The sequence below is a fragment of the Pseudomonas sp. 22189 genome (genome assembly GCF_052045635.1).
GTDB classification, from domain to species: Bacteria; Pseudomonadota; Gammaproteobacteria; order Pseudomonadales; family Pseudomonadaceae; genus Aquipseudomonas; species Aquipseudomonas parakoreensis.
Genome location: NZ_JBQEPG010000011.1, coordinates 67588 through 88725 on the forward strand (window position 1 = coordinate 67588; position 21138 = coordinate 88725).

The 21138-nt window shown below is 59.9% G+C and carries 9 protein-coding genes; 2 read left to right on the forward strand and 7 right to left on the reverse strand.

All coding sequences use genetic code 11. The features are described 5' to 3' along the window. Positions 1–88: 88 nt before the first annotated feature. Positions 89–1420 carry a DUF58 domain-containing protein gene (locus tag ACTJKS_RS13895; protein ID WP_108183627.1) on the forward strand — a complete coding sequence of 444 codons (1332 nt, stop codon included), beginning with the start codon at positions 89–91 and terminating at the stop codon, positions 1418–1420. Positions 1421–1446: 26 nt separating this feature from the next. Here the strand turns inward: ACTJKS_RS13895 and ACTJKS_RS13900 are convergent, their stop codons facing one another. The 6 genes from ACTJKS_RS13900 to ACTJKS_RS13925 all read right to left on the reverse strand — a co-directional run bounded on the left by ACTJKS_RS13900 (position 1447) and on the right by ACTJKS_RS13925 (position 18427). Then, the gene (locus tag ACTJKS_RS13900; RefSeq protein WP_108183628.1) at positions 1447–5733 is read right to left on the reverse strand and encodes an MSCRAMM family protein; all 4287 of its coding nucleotides are present in this window, start codon (positions 5731–5733) and stop codon (positions 1447–1449) included. Continuing rightward, positions 5726–9784, reverse strand: a complete 4059-nt coding sequence (locus ACTJKS_RS13905; protein ID WP_262948238.1) for a neuraminidase-like domain-containing protein — start codon at positions 9782–9784, stop codon at positions 5726–5728. Before ACTJKS_RS13905 ends, ACTJKS_RS13900 begins: the two co-directional genes overlap by 8 nt. A 46-nt stretch (positions 9785–9830) precedes the next feature. Beyond that, positions 9831–13454 (reverse strand): Tc toxin subunit A, encoded by a 3624-nt coding sequence (locus tag ACTJKS_RS13910; protein WP_108183630.1) that lies wholly within the window; start codon positions 13452–13454, stop codon positions 9831–9833. Continuing rightward, a complete protein-coding gene (locus ACTJKS_RS13915; RefSeq protein ID WP_142579956.1) occupies positions 13451–16807 on the reverse strand; it encodes a hypothetical protein in 3357 nt (1118 codons plus the stop codon). The genes ACTJKS_RS13910 and ACTJKS_RS13915 overlap by 4 nt, the downstream gene beginning before the upstream one ends. 645 nt (positions 16808–17452) lie before the next feature. Further along, the gene (locus ACTJKS_RS13920) at positions 17453–17812 is read right to left on the reverse strand and encodes a PilZ domain-containing protein (protein ID WP_108183633.1); all 360 of its coding nucleotides are present in this window, start codon (positions 17810–17812) and stop codon (positions 17453–17455) included. A gap of 228 nt (positions 17813–18040) precedes the next feature. After that, a complete protein-coding gene (locus ACTJKS_RS13925) occupies positions 18041–18427 on the reverse strand; it encodes a tetratricopeptide repeat protein (protein WP_047296095.1) in 387 nt (128 codons plus the stop codon). 172 nt (positions 18428–18599) lie between these two features. Between ACTJKS_RS13925 and pyk the strand changes: the two genes are divergently transcribed. After that, a complete protein-coding gene (gene pyk, locus ACTJKS_RS13930) occupies positions 18600–20051 on the forward strand; it encodes a pyruvate kinase (protein WP_041068487.1) in 1452 nt (483 codons plus the stop codon). Positions 20052–20255: 204 nt separating this feature from the next. Here pyk and ACTJKS_RS13935 read toward each other — a convergent pair whose 3' ends face one another. Next, entirely contained in the window at positions 20256–21005 is a 750-nt protein-coding gene (locus ACTJKS_RS13935; RefSeq protein WP_108183634.1) for an enoyl-CoA hydratase-related protein, read from the reverse strand. Positions 21006–21138: the final 133 nt, after the last annotated feature.

Consider the following 21138-nt stretch of genomic DNA (forward strand, 5'->3'; position numbering starts at 1 on the left):
GCCTTCGGCAGCTCCTACACGGAATCACGCTCCCTGTAGGAGCTGCCGCAGTATGCGATCTTTTCAGCAGACAACCCGGTACAGCGCCATGAAACCTTCGCGCCTGTTATTGATCTGGCTCGCCGCCCTGTGCCTCATCGGTATCCTCACGGGCACCCTGCAAGCCCTCGACATCGACGTGCCCGCCCCACTGTCGGCGATCAACTGGGGCTTGCTCCTGGCGCTGCTGGTACTGGCGATCATCGATGCGCTGCGCCTCAGCCACCGGCCCTCGCCACGCATTCAGCGCCAGACCCCAGGCAGCCTGGCGCTCGGACGCTGGAGCGAGGTACGGCTACAGCTCAGCCATGACTTCAACGAGCCGGTCGCGGTGGAGATTTTCGACCACGTGCCACAGGGCCTGAGCTTCGAAAACCTGCCGCTGGCGGTCGAACTGCAACCCGGGCAATACAGCGAGGTCGGCTATCGCCTGCGCCCGCTCAAACGCGGTCACTTCAGCTTCGAGCATTGCGAAATCAATCTGCCCAGCCCGTTGGGTCTGTGGACAGGCAAACGTCTGCTCGACGTGCGCGGCGAGATCCGCGTCTATCCGGACTTCGCCCGGCTGTACGGCGGCGAACTGCTCGCAGTGGACAATTGGCTCAGTCAGCTCGGCGTACGTCAGCGCCAGCGTCGTGGCCAGGGGATGGAATTTCATCAACTGCGCGAATTTCGCGAGGGCGACAGCCTGCGCCAGATCGACTGGAAAGCCACCGCCCGTCAGCGCACGCCGATTGCCCGCGAGTATCAGGACGAGCGTGATCAGCAGCTCATGTTCATGCTCGATTGCGGCCGGCAAATGCGCAGCCAGGATGGTGAGCTGTCGCATTTCGACCATGCGCTGAATGCGTGTCTGCTGCTGAGCCACGTGGCCCTGCGTCAGGGTGATGCCGTGGGGCTGAGCACATTCGCCGTCGCGCAACCGCGTTTTCTCGCGCCGATCAAGGGTGCCAGTCAGCTCAAGGTCCTGCTCAACGCCGTTTATGATCTGGACAGCAGTCAGCGTCCTGCCGACTATTCAACCGCGACCAATCAGCTGTTGGCGCGGCAGAAGCGCCGGGCGCTGATCGTGCTGCTGACCAACCTGCGTGATGAGGACACCGAAGACCTGCTCGCCTGCGTCAAACGCTTGAGCCAGCAGCATCAAGTGCTAGTGGTCAGCCTGCGCGAGGAAACCCTCGATCGCGTGCGCAATGCCCCGGTACAAACGCTGCCCGAAGCACTGGCTTATTGCGGCACGGTGGATTACCTCAATGCCCGGGTCGAGCTGCATGAGCAGTTGAATGCTCATGCCGTTCAGGTGCTGGATGTGCGCCCCAGCGGGCTAAGTACGGAGCTGCTGAGCCGATACCTGAGCTGGAAGCGATCCGGTGTATTTTGATAACACCTATGACAACGGGAGCACGTTTACAGACGCAAACTCCAACTTGAACCTCCCCTGACAGTCGCCGAGACGCTATCCCAAGCGGGCAAAATGAATCTGACCTCTGCAAAGCCGTCGTCATCTGTTCGTGACGCCGCAAGTTCCAAATTCGGGAAACTCCAGAAAACCTGCTCGCCCTTGATCGGCACCAAGGCTGTGTTCGCAACGCGAACCTGTATATGAGCTTCCTTACCAATAATCGACTGCCCATGAAGCTTTTGTATCATTACGATCTGCGGTCTGCTCGCAGGATCAAATACCTCAAACTCCAGTGACTGCGAGCCGCCCAAGGCAACCGTTGCCCGCAACTCATACACTCCTGTTTCAATCGGTCTGAAATCAACGCGCGATTTTCCATCCGGCCCCGTGTAAGTAGCCGGCAACGTCAACTCCGGATAATCCCAGATGACCCTGACGCCTGCCAGGGCCCGGCCATCGTGACGCGACACCACCCGGACCTCGGCCGTTGCCTCTTTGCCCAGATCGATATTTGTATCGGGACTGGTCAACGACTCAATCTCCGGCACAATGCCGAAATATCCCAGTCGCGCCATATCCCAACCACCCAACCCGCCTCGGACAATGGCCGATAAGACTTCATCTACGTCAGCCGGATAATTAAAGGTCAACCGCGCAAGACCCTCCTCATCCGTCACCGACGGCGTCAAGGTACTGCCTGCAAAATCCCAGCGCACCTGCACACCCGCCAGCGGTAAACCGGTACGTGCCGACACCACTTTGGCTATGGCATGCGCCTGTTGCTCATTGGGTGGCAAACGAGAGTCTTCCGGTTCGTACAATTCGCTGATGACGCGCGGTTCTTCAAGCGTATACCGCAGCTCAACCGACTCCGCATGCGTTGTCTCTCCCACCTTCGCCGTCACTACCGCCGGGCCCGGCGTCTGCGGTTTGAAGCGCACAGTGGCAACACCATAAAAGTCGGTCAGACTGGTGGTCGTTCCCAGATCTTCGTTGCGCCAGGTCACCAATACGCCGGCGATACCTTGACCAGAAACGGACGACACCACTTTCACCTGCTCGACCAGTTCCTGCTCCCATTCCACCACTTGCTGAACGCTAGTACTGGTGAGCAGTTTCCACACCTGCGCGCCCTCCCCCAGCGACATCGCGTTGGCCGGCGACAGGCTGGCGAGGCGCTCGGCTCCAAGGCGCAGCGCGAAGCTGCCGTCCTTCAGGTCGGCGCAACGCAAGGAATAGCGCAGAAAACCGAAGGCTGAAGGCTGGCGTGGCGCGCCGAGCGCGGGTTCGAAACTCAGCCCCAATTCCACTGGCCCGGTGCCGGTCAAACCCAGGGTCAGCTCCTGGTCGAGCAATGGGCTGCCCTCCGGGAACAGTACCTCGATGGCATGTGAACCGTTGCGTCGCGGAAAGTAGGTGTGACTGCCCCATGGATGTTCATCATGCCCATCGAACCGCACCCGCACATCCTCCCAAGGGTCACCGGCAATTGCCGTAAAGGACAGGGCACGCTGCTCCACATAGCCATCGAACAGGCTATGCACATGGGCCACCACCTCATGCTCACCCGCAGTAACCGGCAGCAGGCCAAAACCCGACCAGCCGAGGTCATCGCTGGCGACGGTGTCGGAGCCGATCGCGCTCGTCCACTGCACCGCCACCTGCGCGACTGCCTGGCGGGTGAAAGCCGAGACCACCCGGATCCAGCTCCAGGCTTTATCCTTGCCAAGGACGGCATGGACCGCGGACTCACGCCAGCCTTCGATTCGCAACTTGTTGTGGCCGAGCTGCATCGGGTTGGCGGTCATGGACAGGCTCAATGCCGGCAAATAAAGACCCAGCATAAAGGTGCCGGAGACCTTGCTCGCGCTGAAGTCCAGTACCCATCCGACACCACCGTCATCGAGTGGCCGGGCAGTATCGAGCGGAGGCTCGACGCTCGCGTCCAGCTCTTCAGCCGGGGTTCCCAGCCACATCAACGTCCCCTGCAGTCCCACCAGAGGGCTCAAGGCATTGGGCAGGTAGCGTAAGCTGTGCGTGGCCCCGATGCAGGGAAACATTCTCTGACTGGCGCTTGTCGCAGTCATCTGATCCAGCATCACCGTCAGTTCATCCACAAGCTCTGTAGAGATCAGCCGACCGAACAACTCCCGGGGCGCGGCAAGCACCGGACTGCTCAAGGTCAGGCTGAACAGACTGCTGGTACTCGAGGCGACCTGCGAACTGAACGTCCACTCCAGCCCTTTTACCTCAAGCTTGCGCGGCTCGCCGATAAACGTGACGGTCAACCCGATTCCCGGCGACTCCCCCCGCCATTGCAGCGTCACCATCTGGTCAAGCAGCACACTGCTGGTCGTGGGTTCGACTTTCAGTGTGTGTGGGGCTCCGCGCCAGCACAGCAACCCCAGCTCGGCCAGATCGACTGCTACATCGTCGAACAAAATCCTGACCTGATTCTTCCACGGACTGCTGGCCAGCGCCGTCACTGCAAACGTTCGCTCTATCGGCACCGCGTCATCGTGTGCCCGCACGCGAGCGGTCACCACCAATTCACCGGCGCGGCTTGGTTGATACAGCACACTGGCCCAGCCGCCGAGCCCCGATCGGGTGACAATCGTGCCTTCGGGCGTCTGCCAGTCCACCCGTGCATTGTTGACCGGCTCGCCGTCGCCGCTGGTGACCACATGCACCACCTGCACCCGCAACAGAACACTTTCGCCTTCGTCCACCACGGGAAACTTGTTGGCCTCCTGAACGTCGCCAATGCGCACCAGATTGCGTGCCAGTGACATGTGTTTCCTGTCAGAACGCAGTAGCAACTTCGAGCACGACAGCAGCAGCTGGAAACGCCCGTCAAGCTCGTCCCGGCAGTCCAGCTCCCAGCTCAAGTCAGCGGCGTCGGACGGCACCCATTCTTCCAGCTCGGGACGTACCCGCACACCCAACTGTGCCGCGGAATCGCCTTCCCAGCGCATGGCCAGTTCGCTGCCACGTAATGCCTCAGGCAGCCGGACACTCAGCTGATAAGTCGAACCCCGATTGGGATAACCGGTCTTTTGCGCCCAAGGCGAGGCATCGCCTTCTACCACGGCCAGCACGTCCTTCCATGGATCGGTCGCCAGCACACGAACGTCCAGCTTCGTGGTCTCGACCCCGCTGGCGTAGTAAGGACTCGCCACCGAGGCCAGAATGGCAATGTCGCCTGCTGCAACGGGCAGATAATCGAAATACGCCCAGCCTTCCGGGTCGGTGGGTGTCGTGCTCAGAACCCCCCGCTCTTCTGTGGCCCAGGTCACCATGCGCCCAGCCAGAAACTGACCGGTGTACCAGGACGCCACTCGCACCCCCAGACGCACTGATTGTTCCAACTCCAGCACCGGGAAATACGCCGCTTCCAGCACCTCACCAAACATCAGCCGGTGATGCCCCAGCGAGACCTGCATCGAGTAAGGCTCGGCGGTGAACTGGTTCACCAGTTGCACCGTGAACAAGTAAGGTTCCTGATCACCAATCAACGGGCATTGAAGGAACCACGGTGAATCCAGTGGTTGATCCACGCCCCAGTGAGGGCTCGCAATAATGGCGCCTTGTGGATTGTCATCGCTCACCAACGCAGCTTTGGTGTGCAGCCAGGGACTGTCGGGGGCGAGTATGAACTCAAGTCGGTGCTGCAAGTCCTCCGTCGCGCCCAGCCCGAGAAAAACCGACTCGTCAGGCAACAAGTGCTCTGCGTCTACCTTCACCGTGCGCATCTGCGGCAGCGCAAGGTGCAAGTCCAGGCGAATGCGGGTGATCACAACCTGCAGGTGATAGTCCTCGTGATCAGCATTGGCCGGAGCGACGATTGTGAGGCGAATCTTGTCCTGGCGCTGCACCGGCAGGTCGAACGGAGCGTTGTAGAACGTCGGTTTGAATTCCAGCGGCTGCCCACTGGCAATCCGGACCCGATCCTCTGCAGAGTTGCGAGGGCTGCCCGGCGGCAACAGTATTTCTCTCAACAGGGTGCCATTTTCAGCCGTGATGAGTATTTTTCCCGGTTCGGTGTGCCGCGTTTCATACAGAAAACTCAGCACATACCTGGCGCTGGCACCCGGTTCCACAGGTAAAGTGAACTGTTGAGAGACAGAGGCACGGTTTCCCGCAGTAAGCACTTTAATCTGCACATCCTCATACACCTCGCCTGTGACTGAAATCTCACGGTCATTGTTGCCCTTTTCCCAGAAGTCCAGACTCTCACGGAAATCCCCGTTCAGCACCAGACTGTCATTAGCCTGAATCACCGGTTCAAACATGATGGTCTGCTCCTTGGTTTTTACGTGACTGGCGGGAAGTCAGCGCCCGGGTGACCAGGTCTTTGACAGCGAGGGTAAACGTCGGCTCACCGGCCTTGGCCGTGTACCGGACGCGCACAATGATGTCGGTAAGCGATTCGAGCATCGACGCTTGCCCCTCGCTTTGGGGCCAGGGAAAGTGCAACTGCCAGCGCGAGACCGCACCGGTGTTCTCGAACGGGTTGAGCAAGCCCTCGTCCGGTTTACCGGCGTTCATGCCGGTGTCGGCGAGCCCTGCCGATAAACCGATCTGCTGACCACTGCGCAAATTGAACAGCACCTCGGCAGGCGCCACCTTGCCCGCCGGCTGATGCAGGTACTCGACCGAGCGTGCCGAGGCCTGGGTAGCGGTCATGCTGCCAATCTGCAGCAGCGTCGCCAGTACATCCTGATAAGGTCCGAGCAGTCCGGGCAGATCGACCTCGACCAGGTTGATCTGCCGGCAATATTCGCCGGGGTGATCGCGATCGAATGACAGCTGCGTCAGCTGAAATTCCAGCGTGCCCTTGTCAATCAGTTCTTTTAGTGCCTGGGCCCAGTCGGAAAACCCCGTCTGCGGATCAACCCGGTCATCAAACAACCGTCGCAACGAAACGGTCTTGACCCGCTCCAGACGGCGCTCATGGCTTTGCAGGTACAGGCGATCCATGCGCAGCAGGTATTCGCGCAAGTGCTCACCGGCGGTCAATCCGTGACGGTTGTCCAGCCAGACCTGCGGTAAGGCTTGCGCGGTTTCGTAATCGCCGGTTTCAGCACTCAACGACGCACGGGCACTCAGGCACAGACTGACCACCGCATCGTAAGCCTGATAGTGCAAGGCCTTGAGCTGACCCAGAAGCCAACCGAACAATTCTGCGTTGGTCGCACGTTTTTTCAGGTAGTTGTAGAGCGTCAGAGCCTGACCGTTGGCCCGCCGGGTTTGCTCCAGACTCGTCCTGGCCGCTTCGAGGGCGAATGTTTGCGCGGCGATCTGCTCGGCCAGCGCCGCGACTTCGGCCAATGCCTGATCGCGTTGCAATTCCCACTCTCTGCGGCGCAGGCGGTAGCTTTCGGTGATGGCCTGTTTATCCGCGTCGACCTGCAACAGCATCGCGCCGATTTCCAGACCAAAAACCACGGCATCGGCGATTTTTTCTGGACGATGGCCACCGTTGGCCATGCCAAAAATGCTCGGCAGGGCCCCCACGACCGCGCCTCCGGTCTTGATCGCGTGCGTCCCGGCATTCATCCATTTGACGGCCTGCAGCTTTTCCATGACCTGGTATTCGGCATCGCTGATGTGTTCGTCGTACCAGGCGTTGTATCGATCGGCCCGCTGCCTGGCCATGGTCTGACTCTGCCTCAGGGCCGTGAGCCCCGCTTCAAGCTGGGCAATGGATTGTTCTTGAACCGTGCGGGCGTAGTCGCCCAGTTCCTTGAGATGCTCTTGCTGCAGTTCTTCCTGCTCGGCCCGATCGCGCTGTTCCAGCAGGCGCAAAACCTGGCTGCCGTACTCCTGCAAGGTCTGCACAGCGCGCAACGCCGCCTCGTAGGTGACCCGCCAGCGGAAGGCGCCCACCACCAGACGTCCGCCCATCGGCCGCAGCATGCCACTCCCGCCAGCGGCCAGATCGAGCAACAATTGGTTGGGATCGGTGGGTGGGCTGAACAGCGGAACGTCCAGTGGTTTGCCATCCAGGGTCAGGTTGTTGCGCAAGTTGTTCAGACGCTGGCCCGGCCAGTCGAACAGATCAAGCAACTGTTCGTTGATCGGCAGTTTGAACGGCTCGTTCGCCAGCAGGCCCAACAACGGTGACGCTTCGGCAGCCGGAGGAATGTCTGCCGGGGAAAACTGCAGTTCCTGCTCGAACTGTTCGAGCGTCGGGCGGTTCGTGCTCTGCTTCAACAAGTCATCTACCGTCCGCGCTTGCCAGCGAGTCACCGCCCGGGCAAAGGGTGGTTTGCCCATCAGAAACTCGGCTTGCACGTAACACAGTTTTGCCGCCACCAGCGCATCGCGGGTGAGCTGGCGGTAGTACCAGTCGCCCCACGCGACCAGGTTTCTCACGTATTCGGTGAACACCAGAATCCGATAGTGTCGTGGCGCGGCATAGGCAATCGCATCAGGATCGGTGGGCATCTGTGTTTCGTACCCGGCGTTCCCCTCGCTTGCCAGGGGACGGCAGCGCCAATAACGAGGTTTCTTCGGTTCGACCGACGTTTCAACGGCTTGCGGATCGAACACATAATGCAGCCAGTTCTGCGCCTCCAGATAGCGATCCTCAGCCCGCAAACGGGTCGCCACCAGATGCGGCAGATGAAAAAACAGCTCCCAGAAATACAGACCATTGGCCCCGTCGAACGCCCCGTTCGGCTCAGCGATCGGCCCCGCAGCTGGAGGGGGTTCGGTCAGGAACTGGGTGTCCCAGTCCAGTACGGCATCCACGGAAATATTGCTGCGCAGCACCAGCTCCGGGCCGAACAGCGAGTTCAAGCGTGTGCGGGGCAGCATGTCGGGCTGTCTGAATCCGATGAACTGCGCGGCATTCAGCGTATTTTTTTCCAGCGTCGGCGGCACGAAACGGGTGATCCCGGTCAGCGAGACTGTAAATTGCTTGCTGCCTTGTTCGGCGTTGCTCAACGAGAACTCGAACAACCCGGTGAATCCTCCTTTCAAGCGCTTGAGGTGCATCCAGTCCGTGGCCCACCCCCCTGCAACTGGTTTTGATGCCTTGACAGGTGTAGGGTCACCTTCGGCACCCTCGCGGAACGCCAGCTCAAACTCGGCGACTTCGCTGGTGATTCCGCCCTTTTCCCGACACAGCCCCCTGACCCAGAGAAAATCCTCTGTGCCCGCCTCCGAAAACACCGCCTGCAGCCCGTAATAATCCGTCAGCGCCCCCGAGGTCTCACTCTTGATCGCGACCACTGGCTGATTCTTTGGTGTCAGCGGATGCTGCAAGGTCAGAATATCGGTGAAGCGATGAGTGGCCAGATGATTGAGCCAAGTGCCGTCGTCTTCGGCCAGCGGACGAAAAAGCACATCACGGGTGACGCGTATGTTCAGACCCGCCGGGCTGGTGAGCAATACACCCAGCCGTCCCTTGGGGTGAATGAGGTCATCGGCCAACGTCATCGCCAGCAAGCGGGCACCCGCGCTGATATCACTGTCCTGATCAGCGCTGTACAAGCTCAGGGGTGCGGACCATTCCGCGTTCTGGCTCATGAACGCCAGGTTGATATCCAGCTTGGGGGGCAAATAGCCGTCCTCCCCTTTTTTACCCACCTGGTCGCGCCATTCGGCCCACACCAGACACAGGCGTCCCGCCCAGAACAACGGCCGTAAATCCAGAACCCGGCCCCCCACCGGAATGTCGACGGGTTGCCATTCACTCCATGTCGCCGGGTTGACCGGATTACCGGCAGCGGTGAGTTCGATGTCGACCTTGCGCCAGTAATACTGCAACGGCTGCACCCGCTGACGACCGACGAAATAGTAAGTTGCACGGCTCGGCGAATCGCCATCCAGACAGGCGCTGATAACGTCCAGATTGCAGGTCTGTTCGAATGCCTTGAGGTATCCCTGCAACGCACGCCGCACCGAATCGTCGGTCAGACGCGTCTGATTCAAATCATTTTCCAGCGTCTTGAACAGACGGGTCTTGCGTTGCCGCACAAAGGGATTGATGAAGTTTTCCGGATAGACCGCGATCAACGTCAGCGCCGCCCAGTCGGGGTAATTGCTATACAGCTCCCAGAGCTTCAATTCCGCCGCCGGGAATGCGGTGTCTTGGTAGCCTGGCTCAAGCTTGCGATAAGCCGCATGAATGAATTGCTGCGCGCAACCGGTCGCTTCGGCAACCCACGAACTTTGCACCGGGTAGTTGTCCAGCGGATCCATGCGCAATAACTCGAACAGGTCCTGCGGCGTTTTCACGAAAGAGTAATTCTTCCTGGCAGCCTGACCGATGCAGTAATCGACCAATGCTGCGCGGCGCTTTTCCAACAAGGGAGACAATTTGCGTTGAGTCATGGTCTTGTCCTGAGTCGTGGGGTTGACGCTGCGTCAACCAACGCTGTCATTGGAGAATCGGTGCTTCGGTGAAAGTGACCGGGTCAAAATCTATTTCGCGGTTATTGGCTTCGCAGCGCACGCTGATAGTGAACGTGCCCCCGGACGAACTCGACACGTACACCCGCGTAATCCCCTCGGCATCGGCATAATTCTGTTCGGGACGGATTACCGCCGAGCCGCTACTGCCGCTGACGGGTACGGCAAACCAGCGCACCAGACGGTTACGCCCGGGGTTTCGATAGTTGTCGCGCAGCGTGGCGTACAACGCGACTTCCTGCCCCGCAGGAACCGGCTCCAGCGGCACCAGAGACGTTAATGGTCCCGGGAAGAAGAGCGTCAAGGGGTCATCGGAGATGTTGATGGTCGGAGCCGGTTGCGCGTCGATCAGGTCAAGCCAGAACAGTGGCGTTTCCTGCCCCATGACCTTGCCCGGCAGATACTCGACCGATACCGTTCCGTCGACATCGGTGGCTTTGGTCGCAAGCGTGCCGAGGCTCACCTGCCAGTACACGTTGACCCCCCTCAATGGCCGCTTGTCGGCATCGAGCAGCGTCACGGTAAACATCACTTTCTCGTCGTCTTTGCCGGCCACCACCTCAGTCTTGTCTACAACACAGGTCATGGTGACCAGCGGTTGCGCTACCTCATCGGCGAAGGCGCCCACCGACTCACGGTTGTCTGAAAGGCTGAACAGCGAGCGCTCGGCAGCAACTCGATAAGCATTCCGGTCTACGGTCTGCGGCAGGTTTCCCACGAGGAAAATCGTCAGGGCGTCCATGCCGCTGTCCCGGGCCAATACGCGGACGCGCATCAGCAAATCGAGCTGGGGCAGTGTCTTGAGAATCTTCAACGTCGGGTCGATGCGGCTGACACACTCACGCACCTCCTGCACGCTCCAGTCGAAAAACGTCGCCAGCCGCAACGCGGCCGCTTCCTGTGCCAGGCGCAACGCATCGCCTGTCAGAGGGCTGGGCAATGCATTGACCTGTCGCAGGTAGTCGAGCAGTTTGCCGGCCGGCTGCTCGCTCAGCTCGAAGGCCCGACCCAGCGTGCTCAGGTAATACAGGGTACGAATCGACAGCTGATGTCGATCGTTCTGAGCCATCCAGGCCTTGTGGCCGTATTGCAGAAAGTCTTCGAGCAACACCGCAGACAGATCCAGCTGGTTCGTCACGGCGCTGCGACGTCGCACATCAGCCAACAAGTTCAGCAGCGGGTCGGGCTGTTCAGAAGCACGCGCAGCGTGGCTGAGCGCATCAGCGGCATCATGATCGGCACGTGCGCTGACCTGAGACAACAATTGATAAACCGTGGACTGTGCCCAGGTCAGCATCAGCAATCCGCGTTCGATATCAAGGCCGGTGTACGCCACCAGACACTCCCTGGCGACCGAGACCTGCGCTTCCCGCGCCTGCAACAGCACGCCGAGCATTCGCTCGACTAGCGCGCCCCGAACACTGGCATCGTTCTCGCCCAGCCCTTCTCTGATGGCCTGGTCGAAAATTTCCCGGGCCAGGCTCAAGTATTGGGCCTCGGGTAATTGCAGATCGATGATCAAACCCCTGTGGTCGACCAGTTTGGTCAGCAATTGCAGCCAGTCCAGCCCCTCCAGCGAGGGTACGCCAGCCATCGACAATCCGGCATTGTTGAACAGCGTCGCCGGCAGCAGGTTGAGAATCTGCTCAAACAACCGACGCTCAGCCTGCGTAGCCACCGCCAGGGCCTGCAGCGGTGCCACCTGATTCAACATCCACAGCACAGGGATTTCGCGTTCCCTGCACCAAGACACACAGGCGTGCAGGGCATCAATCAGATTGAGCACATCCGGTGGGGTTTCGCTTTCGAGGCGTGTGTACAGGCGCGGTACGCCTGCGAGCCCGTCGACCCAGCGCTCGCCACCCAACAGGGTCAGCATCAGCACCCCTTCGACCGGGGTAATGCCCAATAATCGTGGCAACTTCACCAATCGGAAGAAACTCGAAATGACTGCCGGGGTGCGCCAGAGCGTCCTGTTGAACCCATGTGCCCGTTCGATCGCGACCGCAAGGTAGGCATAAGTCTGCAGATCAATAGCCAATCCGCTGCATAACTGGCTGATCGTCAGTTCCGCCCCAGACTGCGCCGGCAGCGTCGCAAATGTTTCGCCGTCCAGCACCAGCGGCTGACGATAATTGCCCTGGCTGTTGAAGGTACGATCGAACAATGACAGGGCATCGGCACGGCCGTAAATCGGGATTTCATCGATAAATACCGCGAAGTCCTCTGCCGAACAGCCATAACGTTCACGCAGCGACTGAAACAAGCCGAGGGCCTGCACCTGATGAGTGGAAATCCACCACGGGTTTGCCAGTTTCGCCTGACGTGTCTCTGCCCTGATCGCTGCCGTCAACAACGCGTCCACCTGCTCGCTGGGCAGCTCCAGCCATCGATCCAGGCGCAACTTGCGATTCATTCGTTCGTAGCGGTCAATGGTGGCCGGGGCTTGTGTAAAACGATGCAGAAAAGTTGCGCCGTCTTCACTGTAAGCAATGCCGAGTGCCGGGCTGGTCGCGGCATTGAGATATACCGAGCCGGATCGCTGGCTCTCGTCAGCGCCCGGCTGCTCGCTCTCATACACGGTGACGTTGGCCGAACGCGTCGGGGCGAATTCGCGAATCGACAGCAACGACTCGATATCACGGGTGTCCAGCCCTGTTTGCTGGCCAAAGAACTTCACCTGATTGAGGTCCTGCCAATCTTCTCCGGTCGTACCAAAGTTGCGTTGGTAATATTCGAGTTTGTTTGCCTCGTCAGTGGGCGCTTCCGTCAACAGTTCACGCTGGTAAGGCCCCAACCGCGACGCATGGGTGAAGGCGCGACCTGCATCGTTGTCCCACAGCTCGGGCTGCAGGAAGTAGGGATAGGCCAGATCCACCATCTGGACGATATCGCCCACCGACAGGCCATGTTCACGGGCGACAAAATCAAGCGTGACCCAATGCTGGTGGTACGGCAGACCGTTGGGATAACGGGTCTGGATCAACGCCTCTTCGAGGTCTGTAGCGCTATCGTTTTCCTTGATGAACGTCTCGAGCACCGGAACGATGATGTCCAGCGCCGACACCGCCTGATGTACGGCATTGAAGTCAACCAGCAGCCTATTCAGATCCTGACGACGCTCATGCAAATCGAGCTTATCGGCGCTGCCAACGGGGTATATTTTCTCCTCGATCCAGCGCAACAGCTCAATCAGGTAGGCCACCGGGGAGACGATTGACTCCAGTGCCTGCGGCGGGCACAAGGCATCGAAATCTGGCGAGAACAGCTGCTCGTAGCTCGGCCCATCGACCCTCGACAACAGACCGCTGTCGGGCCGGGTAACCCGGGCGTTCGAACCGCTCAACGAGTGTTCGATGAACCGGCGCCGGACGAACACAGCCAGGCTGTTGGCTCTGCGTAAAAAAGTCTGCGCATCGTCGGGGTTCAACCGGTAATGCCTGACCAGCCCCTGAACGCCTTGCTCGACCAGCGGAAAAATCGAACCACCGTTTTCGAGGTGTTCACAAAAATCGGCGTAGCTTTCCCGCTGTTCGTCACTGAAGACTTGTTTCAGCCACTGCTGCACTGGGCGGATCAAAGGCTCGGTCATGGTCGGGCTCCCGGAGCAATCGACGTTATCTCGAAACGCTCGCTTTCAACCCAGTCGGATACGGTCGAGCCATCCGCTGCGTCGGTGATGGTTTGTTGGAATCGACACCACTGGCCGCCCGGGAGCTGGGGTTGCGTTGCCTCGCCGCGCCAGCCTTGAGCAGTGACGGCAATGCCTGCGCTCAGCGCGGTTTCAGGGTTGAACCAGGGCACTACGCGCCCGACGCCCGTGCGTCCCTTGCCGACGAAGCGCAGCGGATTTTCTACCCAGAACCCTGGCGCCGGTTCATCGATAGTTGGCAAATATGTGCCCAATACCACGGGAAGTGCAGCCGAGGCGGCAGATTCGAAATCATCACGCGAAGCCACCGCCACCAGATCCGCGGGGCCGAGGGACTGCCCCGTTTCAAGCATCAATGACCAGGTACGGTCGTCAAGCACCGGAGCGCTCGCTCGCACCGTGCCGCCATTGCCTGTCAGCGTCACAAGAACGGTGTCACCCGGATAGCCGAAGCCGGACACAACGACCTGACGACCGACGTGCACGCCTCGTCCGGGGCTTTCGATCACCGGGGCGGCAGGCACCACTTTGTAAGTGCGCGGAGCACTTTCCTTTGACTCGTGGGTCTCGAGGAATTGCCGGCCTTTTACGGTGTAATTGCCGACCGGCACCGTTACCTCCGCACGCCATTTTCCCAAAGAGTCGACCGGGACTTTATCGAGCAGGATTTCACTCGAATTTTCACGCCGGATCGTCACATGACCAAAGGGTTCGGCGGTGCCCGAAAGCGTCGAGGTACGGGCCAGCGATTGATTCGGCGCCGGCACCTCGATGACCGGCGGCACCAGCACGACAAAAAAGCTGCGCACGGCACTGGGCAAAGAGGGTCTGCCAGCAATGGTTTGCACGGCATCGATCTGGTATTTGCGAAACTCGAGTTTTTTCAGTTCGATGAACCAAGCGTTATGAGTGGTCAGCTGTTTCGGCTCACCCAGATTCCGCCCGAATTGCGCGTCCCGCAGTTGCAACGTCGCACCGCTATAGCCGTTGATACCGCGCACGGTCATGTCGTAGTGGGTGTCTGCGTTTTCATCCGGCTCGGTGATGACCGGTTTTTCCGGGCTGACCGAGAACATTTGCGAGGCCGGCGGTGACGGGCGTCCGGCAACCGTCTGGATCACCGTCACGGTGTGCTGCTTGTCCGGGGCGAATCCCGCGTCGCGCTTGAAGGTCCATGTACCGCTGGTGCCTACCGGCCGGTGCTCGGTCGCACTGTCGCTGTACTTCAGGCTCAGCGTCGCGCCGGGCCAGCAGGTGCCGGAGATTTTCGGTGACAGTCCATCGTCCTCGACGGCAGTGATGATGGGGGCCAGCAGCGGCACGGTGATCGTCATTTCCACCGGGTCGGAAGCCAGCGCACCGTCCTTCTGCACCAACAGCACCACCTTGGTGGTATTCGGTTCCCAGCGTGCAGATGCCTGTGCCGACCAAACCTGAGCCGTGACCGATGCCGGCGGCGCAATCGCCACTCCGCTTGCCTTGTCCGTCACGTGCACGGTCGCGCCACTGACCCCCTTGCCAGACAGGATCGGCGTGTAATCGACCACCGTATAAGACAGGTCAGTCGGTGCTGGAAAACGGTCGATATTGATGATCCGCTTTACCGCATCCGACTCCGCATTACCCAGTTTCTGCAGGATGAGTACCGTGCGCGTCGAACCTGGCGCCCAGGCTTGAAAAGCCCGGGTCGACCAGCCTTGCGCCGTGACGGTGGTTGCCGGCGCAACCGCATTGCCATTGGCCTCGTCGGTAACCTCGACCGATGCGTTGGTAACGCCCTTTCCGGTGAAGGTGGGGGTGTAATTGGAAACGGTGTAAGTCACCTCCGTGGGCGGAGGCAGTTCCGATGAAGTTTTGAACAGGTACTCATGCGAGGGAATCCAGCCCCCGGCGTTATCGGAAACCTTCTGCACGATCTTCAGATCGTAGTCGCCGATGGGCCAGTTCTGTGAAGTTGTTCTCCAACTGCCTGCGGTCACGACTACGGCAGGTGGCAGCGTCGCACCTGCCGGGCCTTTGACAATCGTGATCTCGACTGTGGCGTTGGTAAGCCCTGCACCGGAAAACTCGATGGTGGTAAGGGTTGGATTGGTGACGCTGACGGAGGTCAGTGCTGGCGGGCGGACTTTGAACAGCCGCACCTCACTCCGACCCGACTCATGATCGCCTTTGAATTGCTTGGCAATCAGAGGAGCAGCCCCGGGGGGCAACGTGACGGATGCGCTCCATAGCTCTCCCGTCAACACATCGCTTTGGCCCACTGGGGTGACACCCCTGTCTTCAAACAAAATGACTCTGGCCCCTGCCTCGCCCCTGTTACCTGACACAGTAAAGGTCATCGCTTGCGTTGAAGCATTTGCAGGAGAGGTTATTACGGGGATGGCAGGCCGCAAGTCGACCGTCACCGGTACCTTGTTCGAATATCCGATGTGCGTGCCCTGGAAGCTTGAATCAGCATGAAAGACGAAGCTGCCTTCGGGCAAATCCTGACTGAGCCTGACGTTCCATGAGCCATTTCTGACGATTGCATATCCGTAGGCTCCCCCCGCCGCGCCCTCTCTGTAAACAGTGACCGTTACCCCATCGTTGCGCCCCGTTCCAGAGACTTCTGGTCTAGGTTCACGTATCACATCATTCGCTTTAGGCAGAGTGATCAGCGCAGGATCATAAACGACTGTAAAACGGTAGTCCGTACGTCCGGTTTCCTGCTCTCCCCAAGGGATGTAGTACTGGACAGAGACGATATGCGACCCCGGAGTGAGGTCCATCGTATGTTGATAAGTCCATTGACCTGGGGTTGGCACGTTTACACTAAGAGTCGAACCGTTATCAAAAGATACTTGAACAACCGCCGACGCCCTGGAGTCTTTGGTACCGCTGATAAAGGGCCTGGCCCCCAACTGCCCGCCATTCTGGAAGGACGTGATCTGCGGTTTGGCTGCGATGTCAAACGCCACATACCCCCACGGTTGCCATTCGTTCCTGATTTTCGCTCGGAAACCGAAATGGCCCCTTCCGTTACGGTTGGTGGCGGGTACGCTTCTGTACAATCTGCCCAAGTCATTTGTATGCCCCGAATACCGCTGACCTCCATACTGGTCGTCCAACTGGTATTCGTGAACGCCAAATTCGCCCGCATCAACATAAAAATACACAGGGGATACCAGCACGTAGCCATCCCTGGGGTAATGAAAAAGAGGTGTAGGTCGCGCCTTCAGGTGTTCATCGACATTAGTCGCAGGAGTGATTTCGGAGGTATTGCCAAGACCGGGTTGTTCATTATCGTGTGCCATGAAAGCGCTCTCGGGTGATGCCAACAGTGATATGGCGTAAGGAATTGATACGCCTGAAGCGCCCGGTCGCCTACCTGTAAAATCTGACAGTCCTGACAAACGGTAATGAGTATTTCGCCGTATTTCTCCAGTGTGCCGAGAGGCTACAACGCCTTGCGCCTTTGCCTACAAATCCGCCAGAACCCACCGGCTTGTGCACCTTGCCGATGCCCCGTAACGTGATCCGTGCCGCTGCCAATCAGTGGTCGGGTTCAGTCGCCCGGGGGTTTCACCAATGTGCATAAGCGTCATCAAGTCGGGTATTCCCTATCCCCGCACTCGATGGTGGCTGTCACAGGTCGCCTTCGGGCGCGCCGGTTTTGGGTGATGGTTTCCCCCGGTCGACTAACCTGCGTCCAGCCGCCACCCTCGCGCAATTCCGTGGATCGCGGCATGCAGATGTTCCCCGTTGCGGCGGAGAAGACGCTGGACAGTGAGCGGGCGATTGCTGTGGGTTAGCTCATGAATAGACGTTGTCTGGGCTGATGCATTCGCGGGCAAGCCCGCTCCCACAGGGATTTGTGGTGTGCACAAACGCTTTGATCAACCGAGGACACTGTGGGAGCGGGCTTGCCCGCGATGGCAATCGTGCGAGCGCCGCCGAAGTCAGGCCGAAGCCGGCAATGGCTGGAAGCTGAAGTACTGGCGCAGCGCCTCGACCAGTTGCCCGTATTCCGGAGGCGGGCATTGCAGGCTGAAGCCGGCATCGTAATGCAACGGTGTGGCGTCTTCCTGGCACCACAGGCAACACGCGTTGAGGTCGATCACCTGCTGGCAAGCATCGCTGGCAGGGATTTTCAGGCGTAGACGGAATTCGGCGCCGAGCATCATCGGCAACTGACTGATGAGCATCAGCCCGTCTTCGGACACGTTGCCCAGAAAACCGATGGGTTTGTCGGTGACGCTGTTGTACACCCGGAGGAAGTACGGCAGTTGATGCCGTTCGATTCGGCGGTCGGTAAACATGCGCAGTACGCCATGCAAGGCTCCATCACAGAGCCGCACCTTTGCTTCGGAACGTGCCCGTCTCGCAGACACGCTCTCCCCGCTCCCGGTGTGACGGTCGCCAATACGCCATCACCTCAACCTCTACCAGTCGCAGGTGTTGCCCCGGTTCAGACGCCAGGCGCGAACCGGATCACTGGACTATAGCTCAGCTTGTACAGTCAGCCAGCGTTTGTATGACACCCGGCATCAGAAGCGTTGCGGACCTGGCACGGCCGCTGCGCTGCGCGTCGGGTAATGGCCCAGGCTCTGCAGGGTTTCCAGGCGCGCGCGAGCACGGAAGGCGTATTCGCTGTTGGGGTACGAGGCGATGATGAACTGGTAGGTCTGCGCGGCGTCGATGTACATTTTCTGCCGTTCCAGGCACTGGCCGCGCATCATCGACACTTCCGGCCACACATACGGGCGGGCCCGGCTGGCGCGTTCGACCTTGGACAGTTCGAGCATCACCTGCTCGCAATTGCCCCGGTCATAGGCGCTGTAGGCGTTGTTCAGATGATGGTTCATCGACCAACGGGTGCAGCCCGTGACGGCGAGGACGCTGAGGGCAAGGGCGGCAATGGGCACGAATCGCATGGGGTATTCTCCTGTCTTGTGATCATTATCGACCTCGGGCGAGAAATCTTCAGAGCCCTTTGCTCCGATTGTCGCGTTCAATAAAGAAAACAATAAGTAGTGCAAACGAACAATGACTACACCCAAAGAGCGTAGTAGCCTCTGCGAGCGCTTGAACCTGAGGAGTCTTTGCATGTCCGTCCGTCGTACCAAAATCGTCGCTACCCTTGGCCCGGCCAGTAACTCGCCGGAAGTTCTCGAACAGCTGATTCTGGCTGGTCTGGACGTCGCCCGTCTGAACTTCTCCCATGGCACCCCCGACGAGCACAAGGCTCGCGCGAAGCTGGTGCGTGACCTCGCGGCCAAGCACGGCCGCTTCGTTGCCCTGCTGGGTGACCTGCAAGGCCCGAAAATCCGTATCGCCAAATTCGCCAACAAGCGCATCGAGCTGAAGATCGGTGACAAGTTCACCTTCTCCACCAGCCATCCGCTGACCGAAGGCAACCAGCAAGTGGTCGGCATCGACTACCCGGATCTGGTCAAGGACTGCGGCGTGGGCGACGAGTTGCTGCTCGACGACGGCCGTGTAGTGATGCGCGTCGAGACCGCCACCGCGACCGAACTGCACTGCATCGTGACCATCGGCGGCCCGCTGTCCGACCACAAAGGCATCAACCGTCGCGGTGGCGGCCTGACCGCGCCAGCCCTGACTGAAAAAGACAAGGCCGACATCAAGCTCGCCGCCGAAATGGAAGTCGACTACCTCGCCGTTTCGTTCCCGCGTGACGCGGCCGACATGAACTACGCCCGTCAACTGCGCGACGAAGCCGGCGGCACTGCCTGGCTGGTGGCGAAGATCGAACGCGCCGAAGCCGTGGCCGATGATGAAACCCTCGACGGTCTGATCAAGGCCTCCGACGCCGTCATGGTTGCCCGTGGCGACCTCGGTGTGGAAATCGGCGACGCCGAGCTGGTGGGCATTCAGAAGAAGATCATTCTGCACGCACGCCGCCACAACAAAGCGGTGATCGTGGCGACCCAGATGATGGAGTCGATGATCCAGAACCCGATGCCGACCCGCGCCGAAGTGTCCGACGTGGCCAACGCCGTGCTCGACTACACCGACGCCGTGATGCTGTCTGCCGAATCCGCTGCCGGCGCTTATCCGCTGGAAGCAGTGCAGGCCATGGCGCGCATCTGCGTTGGCGCCGAGAAGCACCCGACCAGCAAGACCTCCAGCCACCGCATCGGCAAGGAATTCGAGCGCTGCGACGAGAGCATTGCCCTGGCGACCATGTACACCGCCAACCACTTCCCGGGCGTCAAGGCGATCATCGCGCTGACCGAGAGCGGCTACACCCCGCTGATCATGTCGCGTATCCGTTCGTCGGTGCCGATCTACTGCTTCACCCCGCACCGCGAAGCCCAGGCCCGCGCGGCGATGTTCCGTGGCGTGTACACCGTTCCGTTCGATCCGGCTTCGCTGGCCCCGAACGAAGTCAGCCAGAAAGCCATCGACGAGCTGGTCAAGCGCGGCGTCGTGGAAAAAGGCGACTGGGTCATCCTGACCAAGGGCGACAGCTACCACACCACCGGTGGTACCAACGGCATGAAGATCCTGCACGTGGGCGACCCGCAGGTCTGAGTGATTCGCTGAAAACCAAAAGCCCCGGCATGTGAGTGCCGGGGCTTTTTGCATTCTGATCCAACAGATTTTGTATCGGCTCTGGCCTCATCGCTGGCAAGCCAGCTCCCACAGGGCTAGGCGGTGATCACAGATCTTGCATCCACCACAAAAACTGTGGGAGCTGGCTTGCCAGCGATGAGGCCAGCCCGGCCAGCGAAAATCTCAATGCCGCTTGATAAACCCGGTCAACGCCGCCAACGCCTCCGGCGAGCGCAAGCGCTGAGTAAACAGCGCGCCCTCCTCCTCGATCACCTTACGGATCAAGTCGCGATCCGGCGCCTTCATCAATTGCTTGCTGATGCGCACCGCGTCCGGCGGCAATTCATCGAAACGCAACGCCATCTCCCGCGCCTTGTTCAGCGCCGCTTCGCCGCTGCCCAGCGCCTCGCTGGCGATGCCCCACTGCGCCGCTTGCTCCCCCGTGAAGCCTTCGCCGAGCAACAACAACTCGGCCGCTTTGGCCTGCCCGAGCAAACGCGGCAGGATCAGGCTGGAACCGAACTCCGGGCACAGCCCCAGGTTGACGAACGGCATGCGCAACCGCGCATCGCGGCTGACGTAGACCAGATCGCAATGCAGCAGCAACGTGGTGCCGATGCCCACAGCCGCGCCGGCCACGGCGGCGATCACCGGTTTGCGGCATTCGAGCAGATTGAGCATGAAATGGAACACCGGGCTGTCGAGGTCGCTCGGCGGTTGCTGGATGAAGTCGGCGATGTCGTTGCCGGCGGTGAAGCATTCGGCGCTGCCAGTGATCAGCACGGCATTGATTTCAGGATCGCTGTCGGCCTGCTTCAGGGCCTCGGCAAGGCGACTGTACATCGCGCGGGTCAGGGCGTTTTTCTTGTCCGGGCGGTTGAGGCGCAGGGTAAGCAAACCGCGTTCGCGTTCCAGCAGGATGGCTTCGGTCATCAGCGTTACTCAACATTAAAAAGGGCTGACAAAGTTCTTTTTTGGTGAGGCAAAACTTCTGTGGTGAGGGGATTTATCCCCGATTGAGTGCGCAGCACTCATAAAATCCTGGGGCCGCTGCGCAGCCCATCGG

Bases quoted from the DNA above. Each gene is read 5' to 3' on its own strand.
- ACTJKS_RS13895 (WP_108183627.1), top strand. From the start codon at position 89: ATGAAACCTTCGCGCCTGTTATTGATCTGGCTCGCCGCCCTGTGCCTC.
- ACTJKS_RS13900 (WP_108183628.1), bottom strand. From the start codon at position 5,733: ATGTTTGAACCGGTGATTCAGGCTAATGACAGTCTGGTGCTGAACGGG.
- ACTJKS_RS13905 (WP_262948238.1), bottom strand. From the start codon at position 9,784: ATGACTCAACGCAAATTGTCTCCCTTGTTGGAAAAGCGCCGCGCAGCA.
- ACTJKS_RS13910 (WP_108183630.1), bottom strand. From the start codon at position 13,454: ATGACCGAGCCTTTGATCCGCCCAGTGCAGCAGTGGCTGAAACAAGTC.
- ACTJKS_RS13915 (WP_142579956.1), bottom strand. From the start codon at position 16,807: ATGGCACACGATAATGAACAACCCGGTCTTGGCAATACCTCCGAAATC.
- ACTJKS_RS13920 (WP_108183633.1), bottom strand. From the start codon at position 17,812: ATGTTTACCGACCGCCGAATCGAACGGCATCAACTGCCGTACTTCCTC.
- ACTJKS_RS13925 (WP_047296095.1), bottom strand. From the start codon at position 18,427: ATGCGATTCGTGCCCATTGCCGCCCTTGCCCTCAGCGTCCTCGCCGTC.
- pyk (WP_041068487.1), top strand. From the start codon at position 18,600: ATGTCCGTCCGTCGTACCAAAATCGTCGCTACCCTTGGCCCGGCCAGT.
- ACTJKS_RS13935 (WP_108183634.1), bottom strand. From the start codon at position 21,005: ATGACCGAAGCCATCCTGCTGGAACGCGAACGCGGTTTGCTTACCCTG.